This is a genomic window from Brevibacterium sp. Mu109 (assembly GCF_900169375.1).
In the GTDB taxonomy this organism is placed as follows: Bacteria; Actinomycetota; Actinomycetes; order Actinomycetales; family Brevibacteriaceae; genus Brevibacterium; species Brevibacterium yomogidense_A.
On sequence record NZ_FXZF01000026.1, the window covers coordinates 15672 to 42635 of the forward strand.

At 67.1% G+C, this 26964-nt stretch carries 16 protein-coding genes; 11 read left to right on the forward strand and 5 right to left on the reverse strand.

The window, feature by feature from the left end; genetic code table 11:
- Positions 1-60: 60 nt before the first annotated feature.
- From BSP109_RS13770 to BSP109_RS13780, 3 genes are all read right to left on the reverse strand, one after another.
- A complete protein-coding gene (locus BSP109_RS13770) occupies positions 61-2688 on the reverse strand; it encodes a hypothetical protein (protein ID WP_101601372.1) in 2628 nt (875 codons plus the stop codon).
- 7 nt (positions 2689-2695) lie between these two features.
- Complete coding sequence (locus BSP109_RS13775; RefSeq protein ID WP_101601373.1) at positions 2696-3763, reverse strand: hypothetical protein; 1068 nt, start codon at positions 3761-3763, stop codon at positions 2696-2698.
- A 154-nt stretch (positions 3764-3917) separates the two neighbouring features.
- Positions 3918-6689: an acylphosphatase gene (locus tag BSP109_RS13780; protein ID WP_180959751.1), complete on the reverse strand. Its 2772-nt coding sequence runs from the start codon at positions 6687-6689 to the stop codon at positions 3918-3920.
- A 569-nt stretch (positions 6690-7258) separates the two neighbouring features.
- Between BSP109_RS13780 and BSP109_RS13785 the strand changes: the two genes are divergently transcribed.
- A complete protein-coding gene (locus BSP109_RS13785) occupies positions 7259-9676 on the forward strand; it encodes a Mur ligase family protein (protein ID WP_180959752.1) in 2418 nt (805 codons plus the stop codon).
- Positions 9677-9785: 109 nt separating this feature from the next.
- Entirely contained in the window at positions 9786-11300 is a 1515-nt protein-coding gene (locus tag BSP109_RS13790; protein WP_101601378.1) for an APC family permease, read from the forward strand.
- 34 nt (positions 11301-11334) lie between these two features.
- Here the strand turns inward: BSP109_RS13790 and BSP109_RS13795 are convergent, their stop codons facing one another.
- The gene (locus tag BSP109_RS13795) at positions 11335-12987 is read right to left on the reverse strand and encodes a dolichyl-phosphate-mannose--protein mannosyltransferase (RefSeq protein WP_101601380.1); all 1653 of its coding nucleotides are present in this window, start codon (positions 12985-12987) and stop codon (positions 11335-11337) included.
- Between the two features lie 94 nt (positions 12988-13081).
- Between BSP109_RS13795 and BSP109_RS13800 the strand changes: the two genes are divergently transcribed.
- From BSP109_RS13800 to BSP109_RS13825, 6 genes are all read left to right on the forward strand, one after another.
- Positions 13082-13687 (forward strand): DUF4190 domain-containing protein, encoded by a 606-nt coding sequence (locus BSP109_RS13800; protein ID WP_101601382.1) that lies wholly within the window; start codon positions 13082-13084, stop codon positions 13685-13687.
- Positions 13688-13808: 121 nt separating this feature from the next.
- Entirely contained in the window at positions 13809-14624 is an 816-nt protein-coding gene (gene rsmI / locus BSP109_RS13805; protein WP_257944698.1) for a 16S rRNA (cytidine(1402)-2'-O)-methyltransferase, read from the forward strand.
- 53 nt (positions 14625-14677) lie between these two features.
- Complete coding sequence (gene metG / locus BSP109_RS13810) at positions 14678-16219, forward strand: methionine--tRNA ligase (RefSeq protein WP_101601386.1); 1542 nt, start codon at positions 14678-14680, stop codon at positions 16217-16219.
- Complete coding sequence (locus tag BSP109_RS13815) at positions 16219-17217, forward strand: TatD family hydrolase (RefSeq protein ID WP_101601387.1); 999 nt, start codon at positions 16219-16221, stop codon at positions 17215-17217. Before metG ends, BSP109_RS13815 begins: the two co-directional genes overlap by 1 nt.
- Positions 17218-17389: 172 nt before the next feature.
- Positions 17390-18643: a resuscitation-promoting factor gene (locus BSP109_RS13820; RefSeq protein WP_101601390.1), complete on the forward strand. Its 1254-nt coding sequence runs from the start codon at positions 17390-17392 to the stop codon at positions 18641-18643.
- A gap of 2 nt (positions 18644-18645) precedes the next feature.
- On the forward strand, positions 18646-20097 hold the full coding sequence (locus BSP109_RS13825; protein WP_101601398.1) for a resuscitation-promoting factor: 1452 nt from the start codon (positions 18646-18648) through the stop codon (positions 20095-20097).
- Positions 20098-20242: 145 nt separating this feature from the next.
- Here BSP109_RS13825 and BSP109_RS13830 read toward each other — a convergent pair whose 3' ends face one another.
- Positions 20243-21511, reverse strand: coding sequence for a mechanosensitive ion channel (locus BSP109_RS13830; RefSeq protein ID WP_101601392.1), 1269 nt, complete (start codon positions 21509-21511; stop codon positions 20243-20245).
- A gap of 338 nt (positions 21512-21849) precedes the next feature.
- Here BSP109_RS13830 and groES point away from each other — a divergent pair, with 338 nt between their 5' ends.
- The 3 genes from groES (at position 21850) to BSP109_RS13845 (ending at position 26711) form a co-directional block, all read left to right on the forward strand.
- The gene (groES, locus tag BSP109_RS13835) at positions 21850-22143 is read left to right on the forward strand and encodes a co-chaperone GroES (protein WP_087005361.1); all 294 of its coding nucleotides are present in this window, start codon (positions 21850-21852) and stop codon (positions 22141-22143) included.
- Between the two features lie 79 nt (positions 22144-22222).
- Entirely contained in the window at positions 22223-23812 is a 1590-nt protein-coding gene (gene groL, locus BSP109_RS13840) for a chaperonin GroEL (RefSeq protein ID WP_101601394.1), read from the forward strand.
- 223 nt (positions 23813-24035) lie between these two features.
- Positions 24036-26711, forward strand: a complete 2676-nt coding sequence (locus BSP109_RS13845) for an ATP-dependent Clp protease ATP-binding subunit (protein WP_101601395.1) — start codon at positions 24036-24038, stop codon at positions 26709-26711.
- The last annotated feature ends 253 nt before the right edge of the window (positions 26712-26964 follow it).

Consider the following 26964-nt stretch of genomic DNA (forward strand, 5'->3'; position numbering starts at 1 on the left):
GGCTTCGTGACCAGGAAGCCCGCCCCGTCGGTGAGAGGTCCCGGAGATGGCTGACCGGGCTCAGCTGACGCCAGCGGCCTTTGGAAGATGAGTGACGTGCAGGTCCGTGATCCGGTCGAAGAGTGACGGCTCGCCCTTGTCGCTCCCGTGTCCGAAGGGCACGAGAGAGCGGCCCGGACGGACTGCGAGGACGGCGTGGTTCGACGCATCGGGAGCCGCAGCGGGATCTGTCACTGAGACGGTGACCTCGGCAATGTCGAGACCGGGGAACGCAGCGACGGCCCGCGCAGCCGTCTCGCCGTACGCGGCGGCAGCTCCGGCGGAGACTGCTTCGGCGGGAGCGTCGTCGGGTCCCAGAACGGTGATGACCTCGCCGTACGCGATGAGGAACCGGTGCAACGTCGAAAGATCGACGTCGAGTACGGCTATGCCGCTGGACGTCCGTCTGCTCAGGTCTCGCCACTGCTCGGCGAACGATTCCTCGTGCTCCGCTTCGACGGCGCGAATCATGCCCGCCGCAGTGCGCAGTGCGGGAGACGTGAGGGTGCGCGCATGGGCGATGGCTCGCGCCCCGTTGCTGAAATCTGCCGGCTCGGCGTCGCGCGAGAACAGTTTCCACCCAGTTCCGTGAGGCACGCCCGCGCGCTCGAGGAGCTTTGCGAAGACTCGCGATTGGCGCGCACCGATGACCCCGGATTTGCCCGTCATCGCGGAGTAGCTGCCGTGGAAAGCCGTCGTGATGCCCTGTGCCTCGGCATGAACGACGTCCGGTGCGTGCCAGACAACGGAGAACCCACGGGCCTGTAGGGCCTCGGCGAAGCCTGCGGTCGTGGGGTCGGCGCCGGCGGGGATCTCAGACGTGCCTGAGGTCGCCGCGACCGGACTTGTGTACGCTGCGGGCGAGCGCGGTGCGAGGTCGCTCCGGACGATCGCCCCTGCGGCGTTTCGCGCCGTCCCCAGTGCGGGGAAGTGGTGGATGCCCAGTCCCGGCTGGCTGTTGATCTCGAGGATGATGAAGTTCTCTGCGGTCGCCTCGACGCGGTAGTCCTCCAGCATGACGTCGAGTCCCGCGACTGTCAGCCCGGGCACGGTACGGACGGCTTTCACCACGGCCTGCAGGTATGACGGATGAACAGACTCCGTGATGTCCTCCGTCTCGGCTCCGCCGTACCACCCCGTGCTGAGGCCCACGACGAACTCCTCGCCATCGGACAGTACAGAGAGTGGATGCAGACCGTGCTCGAGCATGCGGGCTATGCGGCCTTCGTTCAGGTCGACGGGACGATTGGCCAGGTGAGGATTGGCACGGCGCCGCTCGTTCAGTTCGATGAGCAGCTCGCGAACCGTCCGCTTGCCGTCTCCGGTGATAGACGGTTGGCGGCTGCGCGTCACGCCGACGACGTGGTCGTCGACGACGGTGAAGCGCGCTTCATCGCCCGTGAAGTGCTTCTCCACGATGACCCCCGTCCGTGCGACCTCGAAAGCGGTCTTCCAGGCGCGCCGGAACGACTCGACTGTGCGGACGTCGACGGAGACTCCTCTACCTTGAGCGGCGTCGACCGGCTTCACGACCACAGAGGCCAGCTCCGCCATCAACTCGATTGCAGACTCGACCTGTCCTTCGTCCGCGAAATAGCGGCCGCGCGCGACTGGAATTCCAGCGCTGGACAGCAGCGAACGCGTGAGGTTCTTGTCTCCGACGGTTCGCACCGCCGTATGGGGAGAATTGCGACCACTTGAGATGTAGTAACCGATTGGAGCACCGTCGTGGTCATCAGCGATGAGGAAGTTCTTGGTGAGGTACTCCGTCTCCAGTCCGGCCCTATCCATCTCGTACTGCACGATGCGCGGACTCACGAGGTGGTTCGACGTGGCCTCGAGGGTGTCTCCGCGCTCGTTCCACAGTATGGGTGCCTGGGGAAATCCTCCGGACGCGTTCCGGGCGAGCCGACCGCGCAGTGTCAGCGAGAGTGCCACATGAGAGGTCTTCTTCGTGGCTGCGGCGTCGACGTGCTCGAGGACGCTGTCGGTCACCGTCGTGCTCCGCAGCGCGTCGACGTAGGCCCGAGCGATCTCGTCCTCTGTGAGGGGGCGCGATCTCCGGCCGGAGACCGCTCGGACGTCGAACTCGAGGAGGAGCCGACGGTTGTCAGAGGAGCGTGTCAGATGCGGGGTCCAACGCACGTCGGCGTGCTGAGTCGTCTCGGTACCGGTGTCGATGGTCGATCCGAGCCGGACGACAGGGTGCCCCTTGACCATGCGGATCGAGAAGCCAGACTTCTGTACGTGAGCGATGACGATGTTCGCTCCGGCGCGGATGAGAGCCGCGGGCGCTGCTACGTCCTCCGGCACCCAGACCAGGAGGACGTCATCAGGGTGCTGAGCGCGGAGGTCGGCAAGACAAGCGACGGGGCCGGAGTCAGGCAGACGCGTCGCCCGAAGGCCATCAGGGCGACGCAAGAAGGTGCGGGTCGTGGACTCATCGGCTGCATCTGGCGCCGAGAGACGGAGCACCATCAGCTGAATCCGAGGAAGGACATCCGCTGCGGCGGCGAGGGAGAACCCTTCTCCGTCGAGTTCGTCGAGAGTCGTGGTGATCTCGACGGAGACGGGCCCCGCGCCCTGCTCGGCAGGGAGCTTCAGCTGTTTGAGTGCACGGGTCAGGCGACGACCGGATGATGCTGACACAGATCTCCTATGCGGTGGGGGCTGTGCGTGGCCGTGTTTCGACGCACATGGCCGGAGAGACGAGGACGTCACCCTCGATGAGAAGTTCGTTGAGGAGAGCAATCGCGCGGGGAGTCCCGACGACGGCACCGGTCACGACACCGGTGACCGCATCAGCAGAGGAGACTGTCAGGGCTGCGCCCAGTGCGCGCGCCGCCGCGGTCGCCCGATCGATGTCCGTATCGATCTGCGAGAGTCCGTCCCAGCGGAACGTCGCCTCGATCGGAGAAGATCCCACATCCTCCCGCAGTGGGACGGGGGACGAAGTCTCGAGGATCCGCTGTGCGAGGGCCAGTGGCAGTGCATCCGACGCTGCGCGATGCAGATGGAGCCACGGCCGTTCGGACACGTCGACGACGATGGCGCGGTTCTTCTCCGTCAGGGAAGCACGGAAGTCATCGACGACGATGTCTGCCATCAAGACCGTAAGGCCGGGCAGCGCTTTCCAGACCTCAGTTGCGAAAGCACGAAGGTCGGGGTGGAGGTCCGCTGTGACGTCCTCGGCGCTCTCGTCACTTTGCCACGGGCCGCGCGGGGCGCGAACCGCGGACAGGAGTTCACCCTCGACCAGGAGGAGTCTCACGTACTGCCCGGAGACGTGCTCCTCAACGAGGTATCGGTACGTACTGCGCGTACGGGTGCTCGAACCTGTCTTGGGAGTGAGGATCTGTGTGAAGGCATACGACGACGTCGTGAAGTCCGGACGCAACGTAGGTACGGTGCGGAGGTATTCGACGGCGTGATCGAGTTGCCTCGCGTCCTCGACCGCCGGAATGACCTCAACGGTCGATTCGCCGATCATCGGCTTGACGACGACTGGGTACCCGATCTCCTCCGCGAACTCTCGTGCGAAGGGAAGTCCGCGCTTGAGTCCGAAGGCGCGTCCACGGGGGACGGGGACTCCGGCTGCTTCGAGCACATCGCGCCGGACCCGTTTGTCCTGCAGGAGCGTCGCGGAGGACAGCCACGTCTGATTGGGGACGCTGTGGGCGAACGCCGCACCAGTCGTGTGGTCGTCCCCGTAATAGGCCATCATGGCCTGTCCTGGGAACAACAGAGTGGTCATAGACCTGTGGAGTGCTGCGCTGTGCATGGCCCAGCCGTCGAACAGCTCCGCGGGACATGCCTGCAGTGGAGCCGCGTATCCCGTGGGGACAGGACGCAGCGGCGCGGGCGCCACTGCTGTGGTCTCAGTCGTGGGCTGCGTCGTCATCCGTCACCCTTCCCATCATGTCGTCGGCGTCCGTGGCGGGGGAGTCGTCGGGGTCCTCGGACGCGTCGGTGTCGGGCCGGACGAGCTGAGCCCTGTGATCCGTCTCGTCCTCAAGAGACAGCTCGCGCTCACGCGACATGTTCTCGTCGACGTCGTCGGTGTCGGAATCCTCGCCCGGTTCGATCGCCAGAGCATCGTCCAGATCGTCCCCGTCCTGGTCGAGGAGCTCGAATGCACCGTCGGGATGCGGTCCCTCCGCGTGCGTCGACTTCACCGACTCCGGAGCAGCCTTGGGCGGGCCCAGGATCGCGAGGGTGACCATAGCCGTGACAGCTGCAGTCGGTCCCGAGATTCGGGCCTCTGCCTCGCGATCTCCCGTGCCGCGGTACCAGCCGGACAGGCCCGACCTATCCGCCCGTCGTTCGAACCAGCGGCCGTATCCCACACCTGTGATCCCGCCGCGGATCGTGAGTCGAAGGTCCAGATGGTCCGCGCGTTCGTTCCACGCGTCGAGGCCGAACGCATCGACACAAGCGGTGATGTACTCCTCGGAGATACGTCGAGGGGTGCCGTACATGGGGTACTCGGCGACGGGGAGCGCGGCCATCGCATTGAGTTCGACGATTGCTGCCTGCTGTTCGGTGAGCGGCTTGGTGTGGTCCTCGAGAAGGAAATCGACGCCGCAGTAGCCCATGCCTGGCACCGCTTTGACGGCGCGCACACATGCCTCTTGGATCGAAGGGTGGAGGTCGTCGAGGATCTCCACCGAGTCACCACCCTGTGTGAGATTGTTCGTGCTCAGGAGGAAGACCTGTTTCCCAGGCGGAAGCACGGTGTCGATGGTGAGCCCCTGCTTCTCCAGTTGATGACGGACAGCGGCATTCCACTTGATCTTGAGAGAGCCAAGATGCGAGTTCTTCCGACGGAGCATGTTCTCCGCGATCATGAGTTGCCCGACAGTGCGGCGGCCGTCCCCCACGATGTTCGCCGGGATGCGCTGGACGGCGGCGAAGACGCGGTCGCCCACGACCATGATGCGGTAATCGTTGCCATTCACATGCTTCTCGACGATGAACTCGTTCGTCCCGTGCGCTGTCTTCGCGAGCAGCTCGAGGGCGGTGATGAGCTCGCCTTCGTTCGGGATGTTCGCGGTCACGCCCGCGCCCATCGACCCTTCCGCGGGTTTGAGGACGACGGGGTAGCCGATCTTCTCCGCGTATCGGAGCGCAAGGTCGTGATCGCCGCCGTGGAACGTTCGACCTTCTGGGACGGGGACACCGGATCGTGCGAGCAGGAGCCGCGTGGCTTCCTTGTGACGGGCGATCGAGGAAGCCACGACGCCAGTGAGCGGCCACCGTGCCGTGCGGAAGGGAAGCTGGGTCCCGTTTCGATCCGACACGACGATGCTCGACTTTGTGAAGCGCCAGCTGCTGAATCCGCGTGCAAGCGCTTCGCGCTCGACGATGTGACCGTGCACCGCGTACGAACCGATCGGCGAGATGTAGTCGACGTCGTCGTACGTATTGGGAGTCGCGCCATCCAGGTGGTTTGCGGTGCGATCCGGTACGAGGATCTGCGCGCGGGCGCGCTTGACGAGCGAGTGGTGGTTGATCCGCAGTCCGTTGCCTTCGCGAAGGAACGCGGTGCGGTGCAACTGCGACACGCGGCGTCCCACCCGGAAAGAGCGATCGACATCCGCGGACGTGCTCGCATGCGCGACGTGAGGGAGGGCCTTCGTGAAATCGAGTTGGGTCATCTGCGTGACCTTCGACGCACCGGGGGCCTGCGTGACGACTATGTCCAGGTGCGGCTCGTGCTGGAGCGCCTCGTCGATGAGGTCCATCGTCCGCACGATTCCGCCGATCTGATTCGAACGGACGTTCAGCATGCGGAGGTTTCCCTCAGGAGACCGCAGCAATCTGGACGTCTCTGCTGGGCCCGCGCTGTACGGGAGGAGGCGGATATCGAGACCCGCGTCGTATGCGGCTGCAAGATCATCTACGAGACCCTGCAGGCGAGGACTGCCTTCCTGCGCGTCGCGTGGCAGCACGTGCTGGAGGACCAAGGTCGGTGGCAGGAGCTGCTCCCCTGCCCACCGGACGATCGTGCGCAGAGTGTCTTCAGCCGCGGCGGCAGGCAATCTGCCGCGGAAGTTCATCCAGATGGGCGCGCGGGATGCGTGCGGTCGCAGGGTTCGACGAATTGCGGCGACCTGTCGGAGGTGCTCGAGCGAAGCCTGGGCGTCGTCGTCACCCAGGATCCGGATCGCGTCGGGTCTGCGTGCCCTGTTCGAGTGGAAGTGCGCGACGACAGACTCCGGCTTCGACCGCCGCAGGAGCGGGGCGAACGCCGTGGTCCGCAGAGTCCTGCGACCCAGCAAGTCAGTGAGCGTGAGTCCGCGTGCCTTCGCCGCAAGGTCGAGTAAAGCGGCTTCGATCCCTGCGATCGTCGCCCGGAAGCGCGGGGACTCTCCGTGGTCGGCGAGTCCCGCGGCCTCTTCGAGTCGCGCAGTCCGCAGACGCACATCGTCGATGATGTGCACGACGTCGATGTGCTCTCCATTCAGCCTCCGCAGCTGTTCCTCGAGGAAGGGCCAGGAGGATTCGTGTGCATCGTCCGTCTGATTCGGGCGCGGCTGTGCCTCTCCCAACCCGGTGAAGAAGTGACCGGTTTCTGACACGCCCGTGATGCTGATGAGGTAGTTGAAAGGCGCCGTCGTGCGGTCGGTACTGTCTGATGTGAGGTCCATCGGAACGCGATAGGCGATCGCCTCGGCGTCCCGAATCACAACATGATCAGCTGTGCGGCTCCAGCGCGGGAGCGACAATCTCATCGATCAACCCCACAGATCTCCCTGGCAGCTCGAACTGCCTGTCGTCGTATACTCACTGGACCTTACACGAGGCCTGCAGGGCGCCCATTCGTCTTGCGTTCATGTGATGTACACGCGCCGTCGACACACTGTGCGCACGTCTGATCGGTGGCATCTATCGTTAGTGCCTGAGCGAAGCCGGTCTGCAATTGGACAACCAGCATGATCGGAGCCCGATCGGAGCTCTCGATCATGCTGTTGACTCGGAAGGAACAACGGCGATGAGCGTTGAAGAGCAGATGTGGGCAGTGGAAGGCGACAGCTGGTCACCGAGCTGGGCGGACTCGGCTGACGAAGAACTCGTCCGAGAGTATGGGATCGCGTCTGGGGGGGGGCCGCGCTTCGCAGTGCAGGACCCCGATCGACCGGTAGAGCCCCCGCACTTCGAACGCTCCGGAGACGTGTGGACCCGGTCCGAGGCCACGGCTCGTGGAGAAACTGTGCTGATGTGCGCTGGCTCGCTGCTGTACGACCGAGCGCTTGAGCGGATGAGCACTGCGGGGGACCGGCACGAGTTCCGCTCTCTCTTCTCACGTCTTCGTGCATGCTTCGAGTCCGCTGATCTTGCGGTTGGAAGCCTGGGCGCCGTGGTCGCAGACATGTACCCTCCGATGTCGACGATCCCACCGAAGTATGTCGACGGTCATTACACGAACGCGCCATCCGCGTTCCTCGACGCAATCAGGTACGCCGGTCTCGACTGCCTGGCGCTGTCGAACCCCTACAACCTTGATGCAGGGGTGCGGGGGATCTCATCCACGGAGCGAGAGGTCGATGCTGCTGGACTCGTCGCGAGTGGCCTAGGCCGGTTGAAGAATCCTGTTTTCGAGGTCAATGGGATCCGCATCGGCGTCCTGTCCACCACGGTGAATGCGTACAGAACAGAGGAGTGGATCACCTCTGAGGGGGTGGATCGACTTCTGAACGTGCATTCCTCCGAGTCCGTGAAGACAGCGGTGGATGAGATGAAAGCGGCGGGCGCGGAATTCGTTCTGAACTACCTCGATTGCCGTTCCAGCGAAAACTCACTCGATCTCGCGGCACGGAAGGAGCAAGCGATCATCTCCGCCGAGGCCGGCGTCGATTATGTCGTCTGCATCCGTCCACCGCTCGTGTCGCGGAGGATCGTGCATACCACCGCCGACGGCAGGAAAGTACCCATTGCGACAGGGATCGGAGCTCTGCTCGCGGGGCCGAAGAACTATCTCGACACGCCGTCGGCGATCCTGCGGATCGTCGTCCGACGCACAGGTGAAGGCTCGATCGAGGTCGACGACAGCTACATCCCGGCCCGAAGGTTCCGTCTGTACAAGGGACTCGCCAATGCCGCAGTACCGGCGCATCGCTCCTACAACCCGGACTTCGACCAGGACGAGTTCGCAGACACACTGCGTGTGGTCGGCGAACGGCTGGGTTCGGAGATCCGCATTGACCCCAGTCGGACGGTCACGATCGACTCCGACCTCCGACCGCAGATCACACCCGCTGAGATCGCAGACATCCTGGAAGTCCGCTTCTCCAGATCGGACGTCAGATCGCTCCGCCAAAAGATGCACAAGCCTGTGACGGTGGTCGCGGTCCAGAAGGAGCACCTCGTCGACGGCTGTGCGGCAGTGCTCGCCGCCCGCACGATAGCCGGGGTCGTTCCGGGGCGGATCCGCCCCGGCGATCCTGCAGCGGCCGGTGCGGCAATGGCGATCGCGAAGGAACCCGTTCCCGGTGTCCCCACCCTGATCGTCGACGATCCCGGCGCGGCTTTCATCCGCATCGCGAGTGCGATTCGACGCCGCTACTCCCCGGTCACCGTTGCGGTGACCGGATCGGCCGGGAAGACCACGGCGGTGGAGATGGTCACGTCCGTCATGAAGTCGACCTTGCAGACACTGGTCGTCAAGGGTAACTACAACACCCCGCGAGGCGGGGCGCGGATGATCCAGAAGCTGTCCGATGAGGACGAGGCATACATCCAAGAGGTGCATGGAGGTTCGCCGGGCACAGCGCGAGTCGCATCACGCATGCTCCGACCGGACATCGCGCTGATCACCTCGATCGGGGATGCCCATCTGCAGCAGCTGGGGACCATCGAGAAGGTCATCGAGGCGAAGATGCAGATCGCTGATGGGCTGGAGCAAGGTGGGGTGCTCATCCTCAACGACGACAACGAGTACCTGCGCGTTCAGAACCCGTCCGTCACGACTCTCAGGTACAGCACGAGCGACCCGAACGCCGACTATGCGGCACGTGACATCCGTCAGCACGACGACACGGTCGAATTCGACATCGTCCATCCTGACGGGATCGCATCGGTCCTCATGCACATCCGCGGTCTGCACAACGTGAGCAATGCGCTGGGAGCCTTCGCCGTCGCCCACAGGGCCGGAGTGCCGGTGCACGCGATCGTGGCCGGCCTGTCGCGGTACAGGACCCGCAGCGTCCGTCAGAACCTCGTCGACGCAGGGGGATACCGCCTATACATCGATGCGTACAACTCGAACCCGCTGTCCCTCCGGTCGGCGGTCTCCACCTTCTGCGACATCCCCGTGCGCGACGGTGCCCGGCGGGTCGCGGTGCTGGGGGACATGGGAGAGCAGGGGACCAAGACGGTCGAGAACCACACTTCAGCCGGTGAATACCTCGCAGGAATGCCAATCGACCTGGTCCTGAGTCAGGGCGAAGGGATGGCGCACACGGCCGAGGCGCTCCGCGCGGCGGGTGCTGAGGTGCGGCACTCCGAGTCGGTGGACGGCCTCATCGCCGACGTCCGTGATCATCTGCGACCGGGAGACCTCGTCCTCTTCAAGGCGGCCGGTTCGGTCGACCTCGTCAAGAATGTCGTCTATCCCGTCTTCGGCAAGGTCGTGTGAGCGGTGTTCCCAATGCCCAGAATTCGAGTCGAGGGCGAGAGGTATGGCCCCGACGATGCGAGGATGGGGCCAGTCCGTCGACCGCAGCACCACTGAGGAGCAATCAGCGATGAGTGACACGCGCGATCCGAGCAATGGGCCGAGCACCGCGCCGGTGACAGACGACGACGTCGTCCGCCTGGGGAAGAACCTCAAGCCGCACTGGGTGTGGGCGATCGCCCTGGGCTCCGCGATCGGATGGGGCGCATTCATCCTGCCCGCCGACTGGATGCGCGATGGGGGTGGCCCGCTCACCGCAATGCTGGGCCTGGCGATCGGCGGCGTCCTCATGATCATCATCGGTGTGTCCTACGGGTACCTCGCCCGGGTGTTCCCCGTCTCCGGCGGCGCGTTCGCCTACACCCTCGTCGGATTCGGTCGCACCCACGCCTTCATCTGTGCGTGGTTCATGACGCTGGGCTACACCTCGATCGTCGCCCTCAACGCGTCGGCGCTCGCGCTGCTCGGCAAGCACACGGTGCCGCAGATCATCGAGACAGGTCACCTCTACACCCTTGCCGGATGGGACGTCTATCTGGGGGAGATCGCCGTCGCGACGCTCGCGCTGGTGCTCTTCGCCGTCGTGAACGCGCGTGGCGCGAGCTTGTCCGGGCGTGTGCAGTTCATCTTCTGCCTCGTCATGATCATTGCGATCGTGGCACTGGTCGTCGGTGTCCTCGCGTCACCGACCGGCAGCTTCTCCAACGTCACGCCCCTCACCGATGGCACAGTCAACCCCGTCGTCGGCATCACCGTGATCGTCGCGATCGCGCCATGGGCATACATCGGCTTCGACAACATCCCGCAGGCCGCTGAGGAGTTCGACTTCCCCGCCAAGAAGGCGTTTCGCCTGATCTTCTGGTCGCTGATCGCTGCGGCGGCGCTGTACTGCGCGATGATCCTCGCGACCGCGTCTGCTGCCCCCTGGCAGGAACTCATGGGAGAGGATCGTGTGTGGGGCACCGCGGACGCGATCACGAATTCACTGGGCGGGGTCGGGCTCGCCCTGCTCGTCCTCGCGGCCCTCATGGGGATCATCACCGGTCTCAACGGCTTCTTCGTCGCCGGATCGCGCGTGCTGCTCGCGCTGGGCCGCGCCCAGATGATTCCCCGCGTGTTCCAGCGCGTGCACCCGCGGTTCGGGACGCCGCACTTCGGCATCCTGTTCGTCCTGGTCCTGGCGCTCATCGCCCCGTGGTTCGGCCGGACCGCACTGAGCTGGATCGTCGACATGGCGTCGATCGGCTTTACGTTCGCGTTCCTCTACACGAGTGCATGCGCGTTCAAGATGCTGCGCTGGACCGGTCAGCGCGACCTGGAGGGGATCGAGGGCTCCGCGTCGACCTGGCGCAAGGTCGCCGCAGGACTGGGAGTGCTCATCGCGATCGCGTTCGTCCTCCTGCTGCTGGTCCCCGGATCGCCTGCGCAGCTCTCAATCCCCTCGTTCCTCGCGATGGGGGCATGGATTCTCATCGGGGTGATCTTCTTCGCCGCGCGGATGCGTCACAACCGCACGATGTCAGACGATCAGGTCGACCAGGCGGTGCTGGGAGAGTCTCGCCCGGACTTCCTCGTGAGGAAGTAGCCAAGTCCTCGCGAACGGCTGCGCTGGCGAGCCCTCACACCCAGGTGGGGTTCCACATGCGCAGCTCCCACGCCTCGCGCGGGATGTACGTGCCCGTCCACACGGGCCAGAAGAATGCGCAGGCCAGCACCGCGAGCGCCAGGACGAGCCCCACGGCCAGGCGGCGGGTGCGCAGCGCCGTGGGGGCCTCGGCGGCGGTGGTGTCCCTCCGCGACCCACGCCCCCACAGCAGCCCCAGCGCGTAGGTCAGCGCCAGGACGGTGAACGGCACCATGACGATCGTGTAGAAGGTGAAGATCGTCCGCTCCTGGTACGTGAACCACGGGCCCCAGGTCGCGACGAGGGTGGCGAGCAGTGCTCCGGCCCGCCAGTCGCGCCGCATCACCCACGCGAACACGAGAACCAGGACGGCGACGGGCGCCAGCCCCCAGATGACGGGATTGCCGACGGACGTGATCGCGGCGGAGCACTGCTCGACCGTGCAGCCGTGCTCGCCGGGGCCCGCCGTCTGGTAGTAGAAGCTGGTGGGCCGCCATTGGACGATCCAGCCCCAGGGGTTCGACATGTAGGTGTGCTCGGAGGACAGCCCCACATGGAAGTCGTAGGCGGCCTGGTGGTACTTGGCCAGGCTGGGAAGCCACCCGGGCAGGACGTCCCACCAGCCGGAGTTCACTTCCGCCCAGTCGCGGTAGTAGCCGCCGCGCGTCACGATCCAGCCGGCCCACGTGGTGATGTAGACGACGAGCGCGACCGGCACCATGGACATGAACGCGGGGAACGCATCCTTCAGCAGCGCCGCACGCCACGGGTGGCGCACCCCCATGCGCCGGCGGTGACCCCAGTCCCACGCGACCGTGAGCAGTCCGAACACGGCGAGCGCGTAGAGGCCCGACCACTTCACACCCATCGCGCAGCCCAGCGCCAGACCCGCGGCCAGCCGGTAGGGACGCATGCCCAGCGACGGCCCCCACGAGGACGGCATGAGCCACGGGGCGCGGGCGCCCATCACTCTGCTCAGGGCGCTCGGAGGCGCACCCGGTCCCGCGGCCTCGAGCGCTCGGTCGATCCGCCGTCTGGTCCGGATGCGGTCCTCGACGAGCAGGCCGAACGCCACGAGCACGAAGAACATGAGGAAGATGTCCAGCAGCGACGTGCGCGAGTGGACGAGGTGCTCGCCGTCCACCGCCAGCAGCAGGGATGCGATGGCGCCCAGCCACACGGAGCCGAACATCCGCCACGCGATGACGCCCACGACGAAGATCGACAGGGTGCCGATGAGCGCGGCCGCGAACCGCCAGCTGAAGCTGTCGTCCTGCCCGAAGAGCTCGATGCCCCAGCCGATCAGCCACTTGCCCAGAGGGGGGTGGACGACGAAGTCGCCGCTCTCCAGCACCACCCAGGGGTCGCCGGCCTCGAAGGAGGCGTTGGGCTCTTCGGGCCATTCGCGCTCGTAGCCGAAGTTCGCGAGCGACCAGCCCTCCTTGACGTAGTACGTCTCGTCGAAGATCAGGGTGTTCGGATGGCCCAGGCGGAAGAAGCGCATCATGCCGCCCACCGCGGCGATGAGAGCGGGGACCAGCCATCCGAGCACGGTCGGCGAGAGGTATCGCCGCATCGCAGGCACTGTCGAGCGCGCGGGTGCTGATGAGAGCGCGGGCCGGCGGCGCGAGGTCGGAGTGGCGGTCACAGCCGCAAGTGTAACGGGACCGTCACTTCCTCTCGTTGTCCGGCGAACAGGGCACGGAGTAGCGTGAGGGCGACGGATTCTTCAGGAGGCAGCGATGAGTGGCAGCGGTCACGGCGGATACGGGCCAGGGTCCGGATCGTCCGCGGACTACGGGTACGGGACCAACCCGTACGGGACGGGACCCTCGAGCGTCCCGTCGACAGCGGGTCCCTACGCCGGTGCTCCACAGGTGCCGTTCGGATCGGGATCCGCCTACGCGACCGGGCCGGTCTCGTCTCAGCCGGATCCGTACGGCCAGCCAGGCACCTACAGCCAGCCTGGCCCATACGGTCAGCCTGACCCGTACGCCCAGCCTTCCCCCTATGGGCAGCCGGACCCGCACGCGGCATACGGCGCCCCGCAGACCGTCGACCCCTACGCGGGCGCCTACCCGGGACCGGTCGTCTACTCGCGGCCGACCAGCACGATGGCGATCCTCTCCCTCGTGTTCTCCCTGGTGGGGCTCATCACCTACGGCTTCACGAGCATCGTGGGCGTCATCCTGGGCCACGTGGCCCGCAGCCAGATCAAGCGGACCGGCGAACAGGGATCCGGCCTCGCGCTCTCCGGCCTCATCGTCGGATACTCGGTGATCGGGCTGGTCGTCATCGTGGTCGTCATCTACGCCCTGCTCATCGGCGTCGCCATCGCAGGGGCGTGAGGCGCCGGTGAGCGCCGTCGGGCAGTCGGGCGAACAGCCAGCTCGCTCGGGCGAACCGCCAGCTCAGTCGGGCCGATCAGACGAACGAACAGGCGAACGATCAGAAGGCACAGGCCAGCTCGTGCTCGTCGGCACCCCCATCGGCAACCTGGGCGACGCGAGCCCCCGCATGCGCGAGGCGATCCTGGCAGCCGACCTCCTCGCCGCAGAGGACACCCGCCGCTTCCGCGCCCTCTGCGACCGACTGGAGCTGGCGCCCACCGCGAAGGTGCGCAGCGTCCACGACCACAACGAGGCCGACCGCGCCCGCGAACTGGCAGACGCGGTCGCCGCCGGCCAGCACGTCGTCCTCCTGAGCGACGCGGGCATGCCCGCGGTGTCCGACCCGGGCTACCGGGTCGTGAAGGAGGTCGCCGGAAGGGGACTGCCCGTGACGTCGGTGCCCGGGGCCTCGGCGGCGGTGACGGCTCTGGCCGTGTCCGGACTGCCCAGCGACCGCTGGGCCTTCGAGGGCTTCCTGCCCCGCAAGCCCGGCGAGCGCAGGCGTCTGCTCGCACAGCTCGCCCCCGAGCGCCGCACCCTCGTCTTCTACGAGAGCCCGCACCGGGTGGGCGATGCGCTCGCGGACATGGTCGCCGCCTGCGGCGCGGACCGCCCGGCCGTCGTCGCCCGCGAGCTCACCAAGCTCCACGAGGAGGTGCTGCGCGGCACGCTGGGCGAGCTGGCCCAGGCCGCGGCCGACGGCCTGCGGGGAGAGATCTGCATCGTGCTGGGTCCCGCTGCGGCCCAGGAGGCACCCGCGCCCGAGGCCGTCGCCGGCGAGGTCGCCCGCCTCACCGCCGACGGGGTCCGGGCGAAGGACGCGGCCGCCCGGGTCGCCGCGGCGCACGGGCTGCGGACCCGCGAAGTGTACGAGGCGTATCTCCACGCGGAGTAGGTGAGCGGCGCAGGTGGCAGAACGCCGCGCTGATCGTCGTAGACTGGCGATCTATGACCTTCTACATCACCACCGCGATCGCGTATCCCAACGGCACGCCCCACATCGGCCACGCATACGAATACATCGCGGCGGACACGCTCGCGCGCTTCCACCGGCTGGACGGTGAGGACGTCTACTTCATGACCGGCACCGACGAGCACGGTCTCAAGATGCAGCAGACGGCGGAGAAGGAGGGCATCACGCCGCGGGAGCTGGCGGATCGCAACGCCGCCGCCTTCCAGCAGCTGCAGGACTTCCTCGGCTCCTCCTACGACCGCTTCATCCGCACGACGGACGACGACCACAAGGCCTCCTCGCAGGCGCTGTGGCAGCGCATGGAAGCGTCCGGGGACATCTACCTGGACGCGTACTCCGGCTGGTACTCCGTCCGCGACGAGGCGTACTACCAGGAGGACGAGACGGAGCTGGTCGACGGTGAGCGCCGCTCCATCACGACCGGCACGCCGGTGACGTGGACGGAGGAGGAGTCCTACTTCTTCCGCCTGTCCGCCTACCAGGACCGCCTGCTGGACCTCTACCGGGAGCACCCGGAGTTCGTCGGACCGGACGTGCGCCGCAACGAGGTCGCCTCCTTCGTCGCCTCCGGACTGAAGGACCTCTCCATCTCCCGGACCACGTTCGACTGGGGCATCCCCGTGCCCGGCGATGAGCGCCACGTCATGTACGTGTGGGTCGACGCACTCACGAACTACCTCACGGGAGCGGGCTTCCCCGACGTCGACTCGGAGCGGTTCCGCGACCTGTGGCCCGCCGACGTCCACATCATCGGCAAGGACATCTCCCGCTTCCACGCCGTCTACTGGCCCGCGTTCCTCATGAGCGCCGGGATCGAGGTGCCCAAGCGCGTCCATGCGCACGGCTTCCTCTTCAACAAGGGCGAGAAGATGTCGAAGTCCGTGGGCAACGTCGTCGACCCCTACGACCTCGTGGAGTCCTTCGGCCTCGACACGCTGCGCTACTTCGTGCTGCGTGAGATCTCCTACGGCCAGGACGGCTCCTACTCCGCGGACGGCATCATCACGCGCAAGAACACGGACCTGGCCAACGAGTACGGCAACCTCGCCCAGCGCTCCCTGTCCATGGTCGCGAAGAACCTGGACGGAGCGATGCCCGCGCTGGTGGAACTCACTGCCGAGGACGAGGAGCTACTGGCAGCGGCCCGCGGCCTCCTGCCGAGGGTCCGGGGACACGTGCACCTGCAGAACCTCCACCTCTACCTGGGCGAGGCGTGGAAGGTGCTCTCCGCGGCGAACCGCTACATCAGCGCGCAGGAGCCGTGGAAGCTCAAGAAGACGGACCCGGAGCGGATGTCCGCGGTGCTCGCCGTCGTGCTCGAGGTGGTCCGGATCGTGAGCCTGCTGGTCCAGCCCGTCATGCCGGAATCCACAGGCCGCATCCTCGACATGCTGGGTGTCCCGGCCGACGCACGGACATTCGCGGACCTCGACGCACCGGTTCCCGCGGGCACGCAGCTGCCCGCACCCTCACCCGTGTTCCCCAAGCACGTGGAGCCCGTCGCGGAGGACGCCTGATGGCGGGGGCGGGCTCGAAGGCTGCGGCGACGGATCCCCAGCGGTCCGGTTCCCGCGCGGCGGGGGAGTACCCGCCGGTGCCGGAGCCGCTGCCGCACCCGATCGTCGACACCCACACGCATCTCGACATCTGCGCGGGGGCGCGCGGCCCGCTGCGCTCCGGTGAGCCGAAGCCCCAGAGGGAGCCCGGTGAGGAAGAGGCCTTCCCTCCTGTCTCCTTCTTCCACGAGACGGCCCTGGCCGCGGGCGTGACCCGCATCGTGCAGATCGGCTGCGAGATGGGATCGGCCCGCTGGACCGCGGACCTCGTGGCCACCGAGGCGGCTGCCGGCCGCGACTGGATGCTGGGCGGGGCCGCGATCCACCCGAACGAGGCGCCGCGCCTGGGTGCCGCAGGGGTGCTGGACGAATCGCTCACGGAGATCGAGGAGCTGTGCCGCCGCGACCGCATGCGCGTCGTGGGGGAGACGGGCCTTGACTGGTTCCGCATCGAGCAGGCCGAGGTCAACGGCGTGCCCGTGCCCGAGGAGAATGCCCGCCGCTTCCAGGAGGAGTCGTTCCGCGCGCACATCGAGATCGCGAAGCGGCTCGACCTGGCCCTGGAGATCCACGACCGCGAGGCGCACGACGACGTCCTGCGCGTCCTGCGCGAGGTCGGGGCGCCGGAGCGGACCGTGTTCCACTGCTTCAGCGGAGACGCCGCGATGGCGGAGATCTGCGCATCGCGCGGCTACTTCATGTCCTTCGCGGGGAACGTGACCTTCAAGAACGCCACGGGTCTGCGGGAAGCGGCTCAGCGGGTGCCGCGGGAGCTGCTGCTCACGGAGACCGATGCGCCGTTCCTCACGCCGCACCCCCATCGCGGCCGGCCCGGCGGGCCGTATCTCACTGCGGTCACGGCGCGACTCCTCGCGGAGGTCCGCGGGGAGGACCTCGCGCAGCTGTGCGAGACCGTCGTGGCCAACGCGGAGAACGTGTTCGGCCGCTGGGAGCTGTGACCTGCGGCTGCGGTGTCAGGCGGCTGTGAACGAGCCACGGAATCCGTGATCTGACGGGCCTGCAGGCGGTCGTGTGTGATCTGTGAGACGGGAATGTAACGGGGATTGCCACTTAGATAACGAACCGGTTACACTCATGCAGTCGTCGCATTCTCGATTTGATTGGAACACCGTGTTCTCTGCTCTGCGCAACCGGAAGGTGCAGATCGCCGGCCAGACCGTCGTCATCACGGCACTGGTAGGCGGCACCGCCGCATTCGTCGGCCTCAACAAGCAGGTCGATCTCACCGTGGATGGTGAGACCCAGCAGGTCCGCACCTTCTCGGACTCCGTCTCCGACGTCCTCGAGTCGAACGACGTCGACGTCGCGAAGGAGGATCAGGTGCAGCCCGGCGCGGACGCGGACGTCACGCGCGGGATGAACATCATCGTGAACACCTCCAAGGACATCGACCTCACGCTCGACGGTGTGACCACACAGGAATCGACGACCGGCAACACGATCGCAGAGGCGCTCGCGGACCTCGGCGTCGATCCGGAGGGCGCAGAGGTCTCCGAGGATCTCGACGCGACCCTGGCCGACGGTGAGAATTCCGAGTTCAGCGTCGTCACGCCCAAGACCGTCACGGTCGTCGCAGACGGCGACCGCACCCCCGTCGACGTCACGGCCGCCACCGCGCAGGACGTGCTCGACGAGGCGAACATCGAGCTGGGCGAGCAGGACACGGTCTCCACCCCACTGTCCGCTCCCGTCTCCGACGGCAGCGTCGTCGAAGTCCTCCGCACGGCCACGGACGAGAAGACGGAGACGGAGACCATCGCGAAGAAGGTCACGGAGAAGAACGACTCCTCCCTGCCCCGCGGTGAGAAGAAGGTCGAGACGGAGGGCAAGGACGGCAAGCGCGAGATCGTCTACTCCGTCACCACCGTCAACGGCGAAGAGGTCAAGCGCGAGAAGAAGTCCGAAGAGGTCGTCGAGGAGGCCAAGAACGAGGTCGTGCTCATCGGCACGAAGGAGCCCGAACCGGCTCCGGCTCCGGAGGACAACAGCGACGAGGGATCCGACGACTCCGGTGATGCGGGCGATTCCGGTGATTCCGGTGAGTCGGAGGAGTCCGGCGATTCGGGTGACTCCGGCGAGTCGGACAACGGTGATCGCAGCCCGATGACGACCGCGGAGATCAAGGCGATGCTGGGCGGTCCCGGCAGTCGCTGGTACAACATCGTCAAGTGCGAGTCGGAGTTCAACCCGCGGGCCGTCAACCAGCAGAACAACGCCCACTTCGGTCTCTTCCAGTTCAAGATCGCGTCCTGGCAGGGCGTGGGCGGATCGGGCAACCCGGCCGACGCCCACCCGCGTGAGCAGTTCAAGCGCGCGAAGATGCTGCAGCAGCAGTACGGCTGGGGTCAGTGGGCCTGCGCCTGAGCATGAGGGAAGCACCCTCCGCGTCCGGCGCGGAACACGACGTACAGCCCACGAGCGGCGGTGGCACAGCCACCGCCGCTCCGGCGGTTGCTGAGCCGGTGGTCGCGGCACCTCCGAGTGGGCCACCGCTGACCCGGCGCGAGGCGCTCGCACGCGAGCGTGCCGCGCAGGGCGGGGGACGCGCGGCACAGGCCGGGGGACGGGACCCGGTCGCGACTGCGATCCCGGCGCCGGCCTCGGCGGGGGTGACGGCGAGCACCGCGACTGCGACTGCGGGCGCGGACTCCACGCGGCCTCGGGCGCGGACAGTGCAGATCGTCGGCCAGGCAGTCGTGATCTCCGCTCTGGTCGCCGGCACCGGCGCGTTCGTGGGCCTCAGCACCCCCGTCGACCTCACCGTCGACGGCGAGACCGTGCAGGCCCGCACGTTCGGCGACACCGTGGCGGACGCACTCGCGGCAGAGGGCCTCGAGGTCCGCGACGGCGATCTGGTGCAGCCCGGCGTCGGTGCGGACCTGTCCCGCGGCATGGACATCGTCGTGAACACGGCGAAGGACGTCGAACTGTCACTCGACGGCCACGAATCGACGGAGACCACCACAGCCCAGACCGTCGGCCAGGCGCTCGCGGAGCTGGGGGTCGACCCGACCGGCGCGGAGGTCTCGAAGGACCTCGACGCGCCGCTCGACCTGGAGGCGGCCACCGGCCTGTCCGTCGTCACGTCCAAGACCGTCACCGTCCGTGCGGACGGCGAGACGATCCCCGTGGAGGCGACCGCGGCATCGGTCGGGGAGGTCCTCACCCATGCGGGCGTCGACGTGGCGGACACGGACTTCGTCACGGCGCCCCTGAGCGCGCCCGTGGTGACGGGCCAGAGCATCGGCGTCATGCGCACGGAGACCACGACGGAAGAGGTCGAGGAGACCATCGAGGCGCCCGTCGAGGAGAAGAAGACGGACAAGCTGCTCGAGGGGAAGAAGAAGGTCGAGGAGAAGGGCCGGGACGGCACGCGGAAGGTCGTCTACGAGGTCGGTGAGATCGACGGTGAGGAGATCACCCGCGTCGAATTGTCCGAAGAGGTCATCGAGGAGCCGGTGGAGAAGGTCGTGCTGATCGGCACGGGCGACCCGGAGGACCCGGACAGCTACGAGGTGCCGGCTGACGACGGGACGACGATGTCGACCGAGGACATCAAGGCCATGGTCGGCGGCCCCGGCAGCCCCTGGTACAAGATCGTGCAGTGCGAATCGGAGTTCAACCCGAAGGCCGTGAACCGGCAGAACAACAAGTACTTCGGGCTCTTCCAGTTCGGGATCCCCACCTGGGAGGGCGTGGGCGGCAGCGGCAACCCCGCCGACGCGAGCCCCCAGGAGCAGTTCATGCGCGCGAAGATGCTGCAGGAGCGCTACGGCTGGAGCCAGTGGGAGTGCGCCGGCATGGTCGGGGTCGGCTGAGGCCCGGCCTCCCCGCTCTCCTCCACCTCGTCGTCACGATCGCAGGTCCACCGCAAAGGGGGCGGGCCGCCCGGACTTCCGGATGGCCCGCCCCCTTTCCGGCGGGTGGCTCACTGCGCACTGCGGTGCGCGTCAGCCGACGAGGTCAGGCTGGCGGCCCGTTCGAGTGGCCGGCCGATTCGGCGGCGTCAGGACCGTCGGCCGGCTTCCGCTCTTCGAGCCGGTTGAGGGCGCGGGCTGCGGCATCGCGACCGCCGATCCCGAACGCCAGGGCCGCGGCGAGTGCACCGCCGACGACGATCGACCCGAAGGCGAGCGTGATGATCGAATCCGCGATCCCCATGAACTGCAGGCCCATCGCGACGAAGAGCAGCAGCGTTCCGTATCGGATCATGGTGGCGGCCGGGCGTGAACCGACCATGCGCGCCAGGAGGTTCGCGATGAAGAACCCTGCCCCGATCACGGCGGCACCGAACAGCACCCGTCCGCCGAGTTCGAGGATCTCGTTCAGAAGGACCGTGATCTCGGGGAAGCCCAGCGTCCGTGCGGCCATGATCGCGAAGAAGAGCAGGATCGCGACCTGTGCGACCTTGGCCAGGATGCTCGACACGCTGGTCTGCGAAGGCTCCACGCCGAGCTGCGCGGCGAAGCGGTCGGTTCCCACGCCGTGCAGGATGTTCTCCAGCAGAGTGCCCGCGAACTTGGCGATGAGCGCGCCGATCCCCAAGAGGATCGCCGCCGCGAGGACGAGTGGGATCGCGGCGAGGATCATGTCGAGCATCGCGGTGGCGGGATCCGAGATCGCCGAGATCCCGAGGATCTGCAGTGCCGAGATGGACACGACGATGAGGATCAGTGCGAAGGCGGTCGTGGAGATCGCAGACGTGATGCGGGCATTCGTCTGCGCGGCCTCGGCCGCGCTGGGGGCGGAAGACGTGGTCGCGTCCTCGTCGCGGTCGGTGGGCTGAACGGGGGAGCTGCCGCCGGCCGTGCGCGCACGACCGACGAGTCCTGCGAAGTCGATCCGGCCGATCGTCGCGTCGAGCAGCTGCTTCACGATGCGTGCGAGGACGAACCCGATGAAGAAGACGAATCCGGCCCCGACGATGTTGGGGATGAAGCCCAGCGCGGTGCCCAGGAGATCCTGGACGGGCCGCAGGACCTGCTCGAGTGCGAAGACCTGCAGAATCGCGATGAGTGCGAACAGCCACACCAGCAGGGAGGCGATCTGGCCTATCGAATTGCCGAGCGATTCTCCGTTGCCGTCACTCCTCTGCAGGAGTGGAACTCTGGTGACCAGTTTCTTGAGCACCCATTTCACGGCCCAGGCCACGATCCACGCGACCAGTAGGATTGCAATGACTGCAATGGCCTTCTCCAGTAGTGCTGCCCAGTCGAATGATTGCAGGTCCATTGAGTCTCCTCAGGAAAGCTGACGTCGTCGGTGACGCATTCGGTGCGACGGCGGGATGATGACCGCCGGTTTTCACACTACCTGCTTCTATATCTGTCAGCGATACCTGCTCGGTAACAGGTCAGGGGCGGTGCGAGAAGCGGCTGGCACTCGGGTTGACCGAGTGCCAGCACCTCACTAGAGTTCTGATTAGCACACGCACCACGTGAGTGCTAGAAGTGCGCAATCGGCATCGCAGCCCGGCACCCGCGACGACGGGCCGCGACATACGCCCCACCCGGGGTGTGCCGTCCCGGCGCACGCAGTCACGACATACCTATTAAGGAGAGTGTCCGCACATGTCGGTCTCCATCAAGCCGCTCGAAGATCGCATCGTCGTCCGTCAGGTCGAAGCTGAGCAGACCACCGCTTCCGGTCTGGTCATCCCCGACACCGCCAAGGAGAAGCCCCAGGAGGGCGAGGTCGTGGCAGTGGGCCCCGGCCGCGTCGCCGACAACGGCTCGCGCATCCCGCTGGACGTCCAGGTGGGCGACAAGGTCGTCTACTCGAAGTACGGCGGCACGGAGCTCAAGTACAGCGGCGAGGAGTACCTCGTCCTGTCGGCTCGCGACGTCCTCGCAGTCATCTCCTGACTCCCTCGCGCGTTCGTGAACGCGCACTGCAGCACATTCGCTGATACGTACTCACTCCAGAGGGAGGAAGAACTCAGATATGGCAAAGACCCTTCAGTTCGACGACGAGGCGCGCAAGGCCCTCGAACGCGGCGTGAACGTCCTGGCGGACACCGTCAAGGTGACGCTCGGACCTCGCGGCCGCAACGTCGTCCTCGACAAGGCGTGGGGCGCACCGACCATCACGAACGATGGTGTGACCATCGCTCGTGAGATCGAGCTCGACGACCCGTACGAGAACCTCGGCGCTCAGCTGGCCAAGGAAGTCGCGACGAAGACGAACGACGTCGCCGGCGACGGCACCACCACCGCCACCGTGCTCGCACAGGCGCTGGTCCACGAAGGCCTCCGCAACGTGGCGGCCGGAGCAGCACCCAGCCAGCTCAAGGCCGGCATCGAAGCCGCAGTCGAGGCCGTCGAGGCACGTCTGCGCGAGAACGCCCGCGAGGTCGACGGCTCCGCAGAGATCGCGCACGTCGCGGCTCTGTCGGCGCAGTCGCAGGAGATCGGCACGCTCATCGCCGACGCCTTCGACAAGGTCGGCAAGGACGGCGTCATCACGATCGACGAATCGCAGGCATCCTCCGTCGAACTCGAGTTCGCAGAGGGCATGCAGTTCGACAAGGGCTTCCTGTCCCCGTACTTCGTGACGGACGCGGATCGTCAGGAAGCAGTCCTGGCCGATCCGTACATCCTCATCAACCAGGGCAAGATCTCGAACATCCAGGAGCTGCTCCCGGTGCTCGAGAAGGTGCAGCAGGCCGGCAAGCCGCTGTTCATCGTGGCCGAGGACATCGAGGGCGAGGCCCTCTCCACGCTGGTCGTCAACAAGATCCGCGGCATCATCAACGTCGCCGCGGTCAAGGCGCCCGGATTCGGCGATCGTCGCAAGGCGATCCTGCAGGACCTCGCGACGCTCACCGGCGGAGAGGTCGTCACGCCCGACATGGGCATGAAGCTCGACCAGGTCACTCTCGACCAGCTGGGCTCGGCGCGCACCGTCACCGTCACGAAGGACGCCACGACCGTCGTCGACGGTGCAGGCTCCGATGAGGACGTCGCCGGACGCGTCGCGCAGATCCGCTCCGAGGTGGAGAACACCGATTCGGACTGGGACCGGGAGAAGCTCCAGGAGCGCCTGGCGAAGCTGGCCGGCGGCGTGGCCGTCATCAAGGTCGGTGCAGCCACGGAGGTCGAGCTCAAGGAGCGCAAGCACCGTGTGGAGGACGCTGTGTCCGCTACGCGCGCTGCGATCGAAGAGGGCATCGTCCCCGGCGGCGGCTCCGCGCTCATCCACGCTGCGAAGGCGCTGGATGGCACGGACCTGGGCCTCACGGGCGACGCGGCCACCGGTGTGGGCATCGTCCGCCGCGGCGTCGTGCAGCCGCTGCGCTGGATCGCTGAGAACGCGGGCCAGGACGGCTTCGTCGTCGCGAACAAGGTCGCAGAGCTGGAGCCCGGTCAGGGCTACAACGCAGCGACAGGCGAGTACGGCGATCTGATCGCCGCCGGCATCATCGACCCGGTCAAGGTGACGCGCTCCGCCATGCGGAACGCAGCCTCGATCGCGGCACTGGTGCTCACGACGGAGACGCTCATCGTGGAGAAGAAGGAGGACGAGGAGGACTGACCCTCTTCCGTCTCCTTCGCTCGCGCGAAGACCGAGGCCCCGATCGCCGCGCGGCGACCGGGGCCTCGGTGCATGCTGGGTGTCGACGCCTCAGGGGCCTCGACGAGAATCAGGGGCCTCGATGAATCGGGAGCCTCAGCGAATCCAGAGCAGTGCGGTGGGAATATCTAGGCCGCTCATACGTTGACTTGAGCGTACGTCACTCAATCTTTCGGGAGTTCTCTTGGCAACCTTCTTCGGACCATCCGGTGCGGGCGGCGATTCCTTCGAGGAGTTCCTCGCCCGGCTGCTGCAGAACCAGGGCCGCGCACGTCGGCCCGTCGACATCACGCGCCTGCTCACGCGCCGTACGCACGAGCTGCTGGGCGCCGCGGGCACATTCGCCGCGGAGCACGGCCACGCGGAGGTCGATGTCCTCCACCTGCTCCGCGTCATGATGGAGCACGACCAGATCCGCGGTCAGGTCGCGGCGACCGGCGCGGACCCGAAGGCGATCGCGCAGGCGGCGGAATCGCGCCTCCCCGAACGCGCGGAGTCACGGGTGCCGGGACAGGTGTCGCTCACGCAGGCGACCCAGAAGTCGCTGCTCGACGCCTACCAGGTGGCGCGCGGCTTCGGCTCGACCTACATCGATCCCGAGCACGTGTTCCTCGCGTTCGTCCTGAACCAGGAGTCGTCCGTCGGACAGCTGCTCGCAGGCGCCGGGGTCAGCCCGCAGTCGCTGCAGCAGGCCGCCGCCCAGGCCGCCGAATCCGGACAGGTCATCGGCCAGTCGGACGATGGCATGGACGCCGAATCGGAGACTCCGATGCTCGACGCGTTCGGCCATGACCTCACGGCCGAGGCGCGCGAGGATCTGCTGGATCCGGTCATCGGCAGGTCCGACGAGATCGCTCAGACCATCGAGATCCTGGCCCGCCGGACGAAGAACAACCCCGTGCTGATCGGTGAGGCGGGCGTCGGCAAGACCGCGGTCGTCGAGGGCCTGGCGCGGGCGATCGTCGCGGACGAAGTGCCTGCACAGCTGCGCGGCAGGCGCGTGATCTCGCTCGACCTGGCCGCGATGCTCGCGGGCACGAAGTACCGGGGAGACTTCGAGGAGCGCCTCACGACGCTGCTCGATGAGATCACGGCGGGCGAGGGCGAGTACATCGTCTTCATCGACGAGGTGCACACCGTGCTGGGCGCCGGAGGCGGCGGAGACTCCGGCGGCATGGACGCCGGCAACATCCTGAAGCCGCGCCTGGCGCGCGGCGAGCTGCATCTGATCGGCGCGACGACGCTGGACGAGTTCCGGCGTGTGGAGAAGGACCCCGCGTTCGCGCGCCGCTTCCAGCCGGTGACGGTCGACGAGCCGTCTCGCGAGGACGCGGTGACCATCCTCATGGGGCTCAAGGAGCGCTACGAGGAGCACCACAGCGTGCAGTACACGGACGAGGCCGTGCGCGCGGCCGTGGAGATGTCCGCCCGCTACATCACGGATCGGCACCTGCCGGACAAGGCGATCGACCTCATCGACCAGGCGGGTGCCCGCGTGAGCCTCACCCGGGTGCCCGGCATCGACATCGACGCGCTGAAGGCGACGGAGGACAGGCTCGAGTCGGAGAAGAGCGGTGCCGTCGCGGCCGAGCAGTTCGAGGAGGCGGCCCGTCTGCGCGACGAGATCGTCGGGGTGCAGGAGCAGATCGCGGAGGCATACGGCCAGCAGTCGGCGGCCGGGGCCTCGGCGGCGGACTCGGACCAGACCGCACGGTCCGGTCAGCAGGACGCCTCGGGTGACGCAGCCTCGGGCCCGGCGCCGGAGATCCTCACCGTCGACGAGGAGCGCATCGCGGAGGTCGTCGCCCGCGCGACGGGGGTCCCGGTCTCGCGCCTCACCCAGGATGACCGGCAGCGGCTGGCGCACCTGGAGGAGGAGCTGCACGAGCAGGTCATCGGCCAGGACGACGCCGTGAAGGCCGTCGCGAAGTCGGTGCGGCGCAGCCGGGTCGGCATGAGCGATGAGAGCAGGCCCGTCGGATCGTTCCTGTTCCTGGGGCCCACGGGCGTGGGCAAGACGGAGCTGGCGCGGGCACTCGCGACGTCGCTGTTCGGCGACGAGGACGCGATGGTCCGCTTCGACATGAGCGAGTTCGGGGAGAAGCACACCGCGAGCCGGCTGGTCGGCGCACCTCCCGGGTACGTCGGCTACGACGAGGCGGGACAGCTCACCGAGCGCGTGCGCAGGCGCCCGTACTCTGTCGTCCTGCTGGACGAGGTGGAGAAGGCACACCCGGACGTCTTCAACCTGCTGCTGCAGGTGCTGGACGACGGGCGCCTCACCGACGGTCAGGGCCGCACGGTCGACTTCCGGAACACGGTCATCATCATGACGTCGAACCTGGGCTCCGAGTTCCTCACGAGCTCGATCGGGACCATCGGCTTCTCTGCTGGCGACGGATCGGGGACCGGTGCGGATGCGGATGTCCGCAGCAGGGTCATGGGCCGCCTGCGGGAGACCATGCGCCCGGAGTTCCTCAACCGGATCGACGACATCGTGCTGTTCCGCAAGCTCGATCGTGAGCAGCTGCGCTCGATCGTGCGTCTGCAGCTCAAGGACTCGGAGGCGCGACTGGCCGCACAGGGCATCTCGCTGACGGTCGACGACGAGTCCGTGGACCTCATCGCGGACCACGGCTACGAGCCGGAGTACGGCGCGCGTCCGCTGCGCCGCGTGATCCAGCGCGAGCTGGACGACGCGATCGCGGACCTGCTCGTCGATTCCGCGGTGGGCGAGGGCGACCGGGTGAAGGTCACGGTGGAGGGCGACGCGCTCAGCGTGGTCCCGGTCGCGCCGGCAGGGCCTGCTGGTCCGGCTGGTCCTTCGGGACCCGCGCAGCCGGCACTCACGGTGGGCTGAGGGCTCCTTCTGCGCTGGACGCGCACAGCGCTGGACGGGCGCGCAGCACGAGACACCAGCTTTCATCAGACCGCATAGGAAAGAAGCCATGCGACCTGATGAAAGCTGGTGTCTCGTCGTTTCGAGTGTTATGTCTCAAGAGATGGGTGACAGTTCTGCATCAGGACATCGGTGACAGTGTGGGGCGTCTTGGTGGTGACACTTCCCGACTGTGATTGAGGGGTGAGCAGAAACGAACCCGTTGATCCCCGCG

Excerpts from the sequence above, each read along its gene's own strand:
- BSP109_RS13775 (WP_101601373.1), bottom strand. The coding sequence starts at position 3,763 with ATGATGGCCTATTACGGGGACGACCACACGACTGGTGCGGCGTTCGCC.
- BSP109_RS13780 (WP_180959751.1), bottom strand. The coding sequence starts at position 6,689 with ATGGACCTCACATCAGACAGTACCGACCGCACGACGGCGCCTTTCAAC.
- BSP109_RS13785 (WP_180959752.1), top strand. The coding sequence starts at position 7,259 with ATGTGCGCTGGCTCGCTGCTGTACGACCGAGCGCTTGAGCGGATGAGC.
- BSP109_RS13790 (WP_101601378.1), top strand. The coding sequence starts at position 9,786 with ATGAGTGACACGCGCGATCCGAGCAATGGGCCGAGCACCGCGCCGGTG.
- BSP109_RS13800 (WP_101601382.1), top strand. The coding sequence starts at position 13,082 with ATGAGTGGCAGCGGTCACGGCGGATACGGGCCAGGGTCCGGATCGTCC.
- metG (WP_101601386.1), top strand. The coding sequence starts at position 14,678 with ATGACCTTCTACATCACCACCGCGATCGCGTATCCCAACGGCACGCCC.
- BSP109_RS13815 (WP_101601387.1), top strand. The coding sequence starts at position 16,219 with ATGGCGGGGGCGGGCTCGAAGGCTGCGGCGACGGATCCCCAGCGGTCC.
- BSP109_RS13825 (WP_101601398.1), top strand. The coding sequence starts at position 18,646 with ATGAGGGAAGCACCCTCCGCGTCCGGCGCGGAACACGACGTACAGCCC.
- BSP109_RS13830 (WP_101601392.1), bottom strand. The coding sequence starts at position 21,511 with ATGGACCTGCAATCATTCGACTGGGCAGCACTACTGGAGAAGGCCATT.
- groES (WP_087005361.1), top strand. The coding sequence starts at position 21,850 with ATGTCGGTCTCCATCAAGCCGCTCGAAGATCGCATCGTCGTCCGTCAG.
- groL (WP_101601394.1), top strand. The coding sequence starts at position 22,223 with ATGGCAAAGACCCTTCAGTTCGACGACGAGGCGCGCAAGGCCCTCGAA.